The organism is Synechococcus sp. R55.8 (assembly GCF_047461895.1).
Taxonomy (GTDB): Bacteria; Cyanobacteriota; Cyanobacteriia; order Thermostichales; family Thermostichaceae; genus Thermostichus.
Map to the genome: position 1 here is coordinate 6,828 of NZ_JANSIB010000086.1, position 6,498 is coordinate 13,325.

Sequence of the window (6,498 nt, forward strand, 5' to 3'; positions counted from 1 at the left end):
AGAGGGGGAACTGTCGAGAACGGCTAGCGGGATCCCAGGCGGGAGCGGCTGTTCGCGTCAGCGGTGCGGAGCACTCCGCAGGGGGAAGCCCACGACCAAGATCAAGGTAACCAGAATGATCAAGGTGGAGAGGGCATTGATTTCCGGGGTAACTCCTCGTCGCGCCGTGCTGTAAATCAAAATCGGCAGGGTCTGGCTTTCGGGGCCACTGGTAAAAAAGGAGATGACAAAATCATCTATCGAAAGGGTAAAAGCCAGCAAAGCGGCAGCTTGGATCCCTGGCATGGCCAAGGGCAAGGTGACATAGCGTAGCTTTTGCCAGGTGTTGGCATAGAGGTCATAGGCTGCTTCTTCCAGGGCGGGATCCAAAAGTTGGAGACGGCTGCGCACCACAATAGCCACAAAAGCAATCTGAAACGTAATGTGGGCCAAGATCATCGTCCCCAAGCCCAGCTCAAAGAGGCCCGTGTAAAAGCGCACAAACTGGTAGAACAGCAGCAGCGCGATGGCCATCACAATATCGGGGACGATCACCGGCAACAGCATCAGCCCCTGCAGGATCTTTTTACCGGGGAAGCGATAGCGATACAGCCCATAGCCCAGCAGGGATCCCAGCAGCGTGCTGACCAGCGTGCTGACCAACGCCAGGACGAGGGTATTTTGCGTGGCCTGCCAGACCAGGGCATTCTGAAAGAGAGCCAAGTACCAATCGAAGGTAAAGCCCGTCCATACCAGCCCAAAGCGGGCGCGGTTAAAGGAATAGACCGCAATAAGCAGAATTGGCAGGTAGAGAAAGCCATAGATGGCATAGCTGACTCCCCGCAGCCAGGTGGGTATCCTTGCCAACATTCGGCCAACATTCGTGTGTGGTATCTCAGTTGTCTCTATCCCACTGTAGAGCAGACCGCCAAAATTGCAGCAACTCCCTAGGCTTTATACACCCGCCTACAACCCTGTCCATCACGCTAAAGTCCGTTATCAATGGGATATCAATGTGAGGTTATCTGTGGCTGGATTTGTTGAATTGATGATGGGATCCCTGAAGCTGTAAAGACGGCAATCAAAGAACGTGAGCCAAACGAAATGTTTTGCTGTTCGCGTTAGGGGGACGGAGTCCTTGCCTTATTCGGGCAACCCGATACCTGTGACTGGGAAATTGGCAGCACAGGCATTCCCCAACGCCGGCAGTGGGCACTTCCGCGAGGATTGCTAAACTTAGGCTCGGAGTGGTGTGAAAAAGCTGCAACCCATGCCCAAAAGCAGTTCTGGTCGTCTTCGAGAAAAACAAAATCCAGAGGAACCGCACGCGAAAACCAAGGGTATGTCTCGGCCTGTCGGTCGCGTCAGCGGGACGGAGTCCAAACCGTTGCGGTGGGGCAATACAGCCTACTGGGAGGCGGTTGGGTTGATGTTGCTAGGGATCCTGCTGATCGTTTATCGCTGGCGGGGCACCCTGCTGATGTTGATCAATCCCGGCTATGTGAATGTGGCGTTGTTGGCCGGGCTATGTCTGTTGGGCTTGGGGATTGGCCGTTGGCGAGGAGCCAAAGTCCCTTCTTCTGAAGTCCATGCCTCGCTACTGGGGCCGCGGCTGGGCGCAGGACTGTTGATCCTGACAGCACTGCTGGGGTTTTGGGTCGAGCCACGCCCGCTCTCCAGCCAAACTGCCCTCAACCGAGGGGTATCTCCCTATCTGGGGGTATCTCGTAGCCAGCCGCAGGCTTTTCGCCCCAAGCTCGACCCCCGTCAGCGTACTCTGCTGGACTGGGTGCGCACCTTGGATGTTTACCCGGATCCCTACACCTATGAGAACCAGCCGGTGCGGGTGCAGGGGTTCGTCATTCCCGACAAGCAACCCGACCACTTTGTTATTGCCCGGTTTTTGGTTAGCTGCTGTGCTGCCGATGCTTACCCTGTGGGCTTGCCGGTGCGCTGGCCAGAGGCAGAGCAGTTAACTGCCGACAGTTGGCTGCGTCTGGAGGGGCGCATGGCCGTGGAGCAGCGGGATGGATTATCTCAGTTGGTGATCGTTGCCGAGCGGCTGGAGCCGATACCGGTGCCGCCAAACCCCTATGCCGACGAATAAGAGCAGGCGCTTAGATATCGGTTTAGATATCGGTTTCGCTCAGCTTGGCGCTCAGGTAATCGAAGGGCTCGGCCACAAAGCTGTAGTCTTCGCCAGAGCCAAGCAGCTCCAGGGTGCGGGTTTTCATGTTTTGAATGCCAATCACCGTCGGGGCGATGGGCACACCGAGGGAGTTGTAGGTCTCCCGTAAGCCGGCCAAGACTCGCTCATCCAAAATGCTGTTGTCGGCAGCCACCAGCGCGTAGGAAGCGTAGCGCAAGAAGTAGTCCATATCCCGCAAACAGGTGGCGTAGCGGCGGGTGGTGTAGGCGTTGCCTCCCGGACGAATGAGATCTGGCACCTGGGCGAACATGGCCGCAGCAGCCGTTTTGACGATATCCACTGAGTTGAGATTGATCACGTTTACGGCCTTGATGCGCCGCAGCCCCGAGTCATAAAAAGCCTTGAGCGCATCCATTGCCTCCCGATCCAAGTAGCGGCCCGTCAGGTCGTAGGTTTTGATCAGTGTGGTTACGGCATCCCGCATATCCCCAGCTCCATTCTTGTGACTTTATTTTGTAAAGTAGCTTGAGATGAAAAAATGAGAAGAGATTTTGCCGGACAACATCCAAAGGTCAACCTTGGAAAATCGAGCCAGAGCCCGGCAACGGCGACGCTTCAGGCTCCCCTTCGCCCTCAGAAGTTTAGCATGCAGGGGTTTCTTTCCCACTTCCCTCTGAGACAATGGCCAATGTTGTTACGAAAATGTAACCTTTCTGCAACACTCTAGGGATCCGGCGGCAACACCCGCAGCGGCTTGAGCTGGCCTGCCTGACCGTACCCCAAGCCCAAAAACTTGCCCTCCTCATCCAGCACCCGCAAAGTAGGGGCATCGACAACAGGCCGGTCGAGGAGAATGGCCCGACCCTGCAGCCACTGCTTCGCTTTGGCGGAAGAGAGCTGTACCGCACCCCAATCGGCAAATCCCCACTCGATGGGCAGCAGGGCAGCAGCGGGATCCCCGGATCCCCGCCATCTCTCTAGCGGCAGGCTTTCTGCGATGCGAAAGGGGCCACTTTGCAGCCGTCGCAGCCGGCTCATCAGCCCTCCACAGCCCAATTTTTCCCCCACATCGCGGGCAAGGGCACGAATGTAGGTGCCGGGGCCACAGGCAATTTCCAGATCCACTTCCGGAAAGTCTCCGGCTCGCCAGCCCAGGACCCGCAGTTGCTGAATAACCACCCGCCGCGGCTCCAACTGGAGTTCCGCAGCCTCCACGCCGGCCCGGGCCAACTGGTAGAGCTTTTTCCCCTGGCGCTTAAGGGCGCTGTAGAGGGGCGGCACCTGCCAGATCTCGCCGGTAAACTCCCGCAAGCACTGCTCTACCTGCTCGCGACTCAACCCAGGACAAGGGGATCCCAACCGGATCTGCCCTTCAGCATCGTCGGTGTCGCTACGCTGTCCAAATCGGAAGGTTGCTTGATACACCTTATCTCCCGACAAAAACGACAAAAAGCGTGTTGCCCGTCCCACCGCAATCGGCAAAACCCCCGTTGCCGCCGGATCCAAGGTGCCCCCATGCCCCACCTTGCGGGTGCGCAAGACCCGCCGCACCACTGCCACACAGTCGTGGGAGGTGAGCCCCGCCGGCTTGTCCAGGTTGAGAAAGCCCTCCAGGGATCCCATGCCAGGCATAATATGCATCAACAGTTAAGATTTGTAACTGAGCTGCCCCAGCGCTTAACATGGGGTTAACTTCCGTCTCCAAGTTTGAAGCACCTATGGCTCAGTCTGACCTGTTCTTTCAGCCTATCTGGCAACGCCTCCTGATGATTGCCCCCTTTTTCCTGTGGGGCTCAGCAATGGTGGTGATGCGAGACGCCCTCTCCGAGACCACCCCCCTCTTTATTGCCATTCTGCGGTTGTTGCCGGCAGGGATCCTGGTTCTGGCCTTTCGGCTCTGGCAGGGGCGGGGCTCTGCGGCCTCTCACGCCTGGCATCCCAGAGGGCTGCGCGGCTGGCTATGGGTGTTGGCGTTTGCGCTGGTGGACGGCACTTGTTTTCAGGGATTTTTGGCCCAAGGGCTGAAAGAGACAGGGGCAGGCCTGGGATCCGTGCTCATTGACTCGCAGCCGCTGGCGGTGGCTCTGATGGCCACCTGGTTTTATCGAGAGCGGATGGGATCCCTGGGCTGGCTGAGCCTGGGGCTGGGGGTTTTCGGCATTGGCCTCATCGGCCTATCCGGCGAGGGATCCCTGCAGTTGGGGGCCGGCGTCGTTTGGATGTTGATGGCCTCCCTGTCGATGGCCATCGGCACCGTGATGATGCCCAAGGTGGCGGAGGTGGCGGATCCGGTGCTGGCGACGGGCTGGCACATGGTGTTGGGCAGCCTGCCCTTGATCCTGCTGTCGGGACTGACGGAGACTCAGCAATGGCAACACCTGAGCGGAACCCACTGGCTGGGCCTTCTCTACGCTTCGGTGATGGGGAGCGCCTTGGCCTATGCCCTCTTCTTCTATTTCGCCTCCCAGGAAAACCTCACCGAGTTCAGTTCCCTGACCTTCCTCACCCCCATCTTTGCCCTGCTGTTTGGCAGCACCTTTCTGGGGGAATCGCTGACGCGGCTGCAATGGCTGGGAGTGGGCATCACTCTGGTCTGCGTGTATTTGATTAACCACCGGCAAGAATGGCAGGAGCGCCTCCACCTGGGCTGGAAAGGGATCCTCTCAGAGCTGGGTTTAGACTGGCTGGTGAGCGCCTTGAGCACCGTCGAGATCCGCGATGGCAACCCCGACTGATCAAAGCTTGGGCAGGGATCCCTTAGGGGGGCAAGAACCCCATGGCCTCTCTCACCCTTTGTAGCGTTTGCTCGGCGATGGCCCGGGCCTTAGCGGCATTCTCCCGAATCAGAACGAGCAGGTGGTCGGGGTTGCTCCACAGTTCCCGGTAGCGCTGCTGAATGGGCTCCAGGGCAGCGATGATGCTGTCGGCAAGGAGGGGCTTGAACTGCCCCCACCCCATCTCGGCACACTCAGCCGCCACCACCTCCTTGCTTTTGCCGGAGGTGAGCATGTAAATCGTCAACAAATTGTGGGCTTCGGGACGAGCCGGATCGTCAAAAGTAATGCCCCGAATGGGGTCGGTCTTGCATTTTTGGATCTTCTTGCGGATGGTATCCGGGTCATCCAGCAGATGAATACGGCTGAAATCCGAGGGATCCGACTTGGACATCTTGCGCGTACCATCGGTCAAGCTCATTACCCGCGCCCCCTCCGGACGAATCAGGGCCTCTGGGATCAGAAACACCTCTCCAAAACGGTCATTGAAGCGGCGAGCGATGTCCCGACACAGCTCAATATGCTGCCGCTGATCCTCCCCCACCGGCACATACTTGGGTTGGTAGAGCAAAATATCCGCCGCCTGCAAAATCGGGTAGCTGAACAAGCCAACGCTGGTCTCCTCTCCCTGTTTTTCTTTCTTCTCCTTGTATTGGATCATGCGCTCCGCCCAGTTCATGGGGGTGATGGTGTTGAACAGCCAGGCCAGCTCCGTATGGGCAGGCACATGGGACTGGACGAATAGCACGCAATGCTCCAGGCTGAGACCGCAGGCCAAATAAAGGGCAAACAGCGAACGGGTTCGCTCCCTCAGCAGCTTGGGATCCTGAGGGACGGTGATGGCGTGTTGATCGACGATGCAAAAAAAGTTCTCGTAGTGCTCCTGCTCGGCCACCCAATTCTTAATCGCCCCCAAGTAATTGCCCAAATGCAGTTCGCCAGAGGGCTGAATGCCAGAAAGGGTGCGCGGCTTGGCCATAGGGAAAGCAAATCTCAAACGCCAACAAGACGGAGGACAAGAGCAAGGAAAGTCTTTTTCAGGATATCAAGAGAGGCGCAACCTGTTGGTTCATGATGGAAGGAAGATGCCCAACCGCACACCATGTCAGACTCTGAACCCGAACTGTTGCGTGCTGCCAACCACTATGTGCTGCTGATCCCGGGCTTGCCGGAGCAATTTCTCAGCCCCGAGGAATTGCAGGAGTTTCTCATGCGGCTGTTGCAGGAACATCCCCACTTGGTGGATGCAGATCTGGCCCGCTATCCCACCCCTCAAGCGCAGGCACAGCGGCTGATCGACACCGCCTGTGAGATCGAAGTTTCCCCCGGCGAAACCGTGCAGTGGCATCCTGTGCGCCTGAGCAAGCGCTCCTCGACACGGTCTTAACAGGCTCGGAAGTTCCTTGGCCAAGCCGTTCGCAGCCTCGTTGCAGCAGCGTTGCAGTTCCCCTCCCGCAGGCATAGCAAAAACCTCACCAGAGGTGGGGCGGGCAGTACGGGGTTGTGTTTCGGATCCCGCCTTGAGCGTGATACAACGCAAGAGTAGAGCATGACTCTAGTCAATAATAAGCTCAACTATACTGAAAATAATGTATA

7 protein-coding genes are annotated in these 6,498 nt (G+C 57.8%); 3 read left to right on the forward strand and 4 right to left on the reverse strand.

From position 1 onward, the window contains the following. Positions 1-57 precede the first annotated feature (57 nt). Positions 58-849, reverse strand: a complete 792-nt coding sequence (locus NW829_RS09300) for an ABC transporter permease (RefSeq protein WP_414416940.1) — start codon at positions 847-849, stop codon at positions 58-60. Positions 850-1,321: 472 nt separating this feature from the next. Here NW829_RS09300 and NW829_RS09305 point away from each other — a divergent pair, with 472 nt between their 5' ends. After that, the gene (locus tag NW829_RS09305) at positions 1,322-2,086 is read left to right on the forward strand and encodes a TIGR03943 family putative permease subunit (RefSeq protein ID WP_414416941.1); all 765 of its coding nucleotides are present in this window, start codon (positions 1,322-1,324) and stop codon (positions 2,084-2,086) included. A gap of 22 nt (positions 2,087-2,108) precedes the next feature. Here the strand turns inward: NW829_RS09305 and apcB are convergent, their stop codons facing one another. Both apcB and truB read right to left on the reverse strand, forming a co-directional pair. After that, on the reverse strand, positions 2,109-2,612 hold the full coding sequence (gene apcB, locus NW829_RS09310) for an allophycocyanin subunit beta (RefSeq protein WP_011433791.1): 504 nt from the start codon (positions 2,610-2,612) through the stop codon (positions 2,109-2,111). Positions 2,613-2,851: 239 nt separating this feature from the next. Continuing rightward, positions 2,852-3,751: a tRNA pseudouridine(55) synthase TruB gene (gene truB / locus NW829_RS09315; protein WP_414416943.1), complete on the reverse strand. Its 900-nt coding sequence runs from the start codon at positions 3,749-3,751 to the stop codon at positions 2,852-2,854. Between the two features lie 95 nt (positions 3,752-3,846). Here truB and NW829_RS09320 point away from each other — a divergent pair, with 95 nt between their 5' ends. Next, entirely contained in the window at positions 3,847-4,863 is a 1,017-nt protein-coding gene (locus tag NW829_RS09320) for a DMT family transporter (protein WP_414416942.1), read from the forward strand. A 22-nt stretch (positions 4,864-4,885) separates the two neighbouring features. Here NW829_RS09320 and trpS read toward each other — a convergent pair whose 3' ends face one another. Next, a complete protein-coding gene (gene trpS, locus NW829_RS09325) occupies positions 4,886-5,881 on the reverse strand; it encodes a tryptophan--tRNA ligase (RefSeq protein ID WP_414331708.1) in 996 nt (331 codons plus the stop codon). Positions 5,882-6,004: 123 nt separating this feature from the next. Between trpS and NW829_RS09330 the strand changes: the two genes are divergently transcribed. Further along, a complete protein-coding gene (locus NW829_RS09330) occupies positions 6,005-6,289 on the forward strand; it encodes a chlororespiratory reduction protein 7 (RefSeq protein WP_414407248.1) in 285 nt (94 codons plus the stop codon). Positions 6,290-6,498 lie beyond the last annotated feature (209 nt).

Excerpts from the sequence above, each read along its gene's own strand:
- NW829_RS09320 (WP_414416942.1), top strand. The coding sequence starts at position 3,847 with ATGGCTCAGTCTGACCTGTTCTTTCAGCCTATCTGGCAACGCCTCCTG.
- apcB (WP_011433791.1), bottom strand. The coding sequence starts at position 2,612 with ATGCGGGATGCCGTAACCACACTGATCAAAACCTACGACCTGACGGGC.
- truB (WP_414416943.1), bottom strand. The coding sequence starts at position 3,751 with ATGGGATCCCTGGAGGGCTTTCTCAACCTGGACAAGCCGGCGGGGCTC.
- NW829_RS09330 (WP_414407248.1), top strand. The coding sequence starts at position 6,005 with ATGTCAGACTCTGAACCCGAACTGTTGCGTGCTGCCAACCACTATGTG.
- trpS (WP_414331708.1), bottom strand. The coding sequence starts at position 5,881 with ATGGCCAAGCCGCGCACCCTTTCTGGCATTCAGCCCTCTGGCGAACTG.
- NW829_RS09300 (WP_414416940.1), bottom strand. The coding sequence starts at position 849 with ATGTTGGCAAGGATACCCACCTGGCTGCGGGGAGTCAGCTATGCCATC.
- NW829_RS09305 (WP_414416941.1), top strand. The coding sequence starts at position 1,322 with ATGTCTCGGCCTGTCGGTCGCGTCAGCGGGACGGAGTCCAAACCGTTG.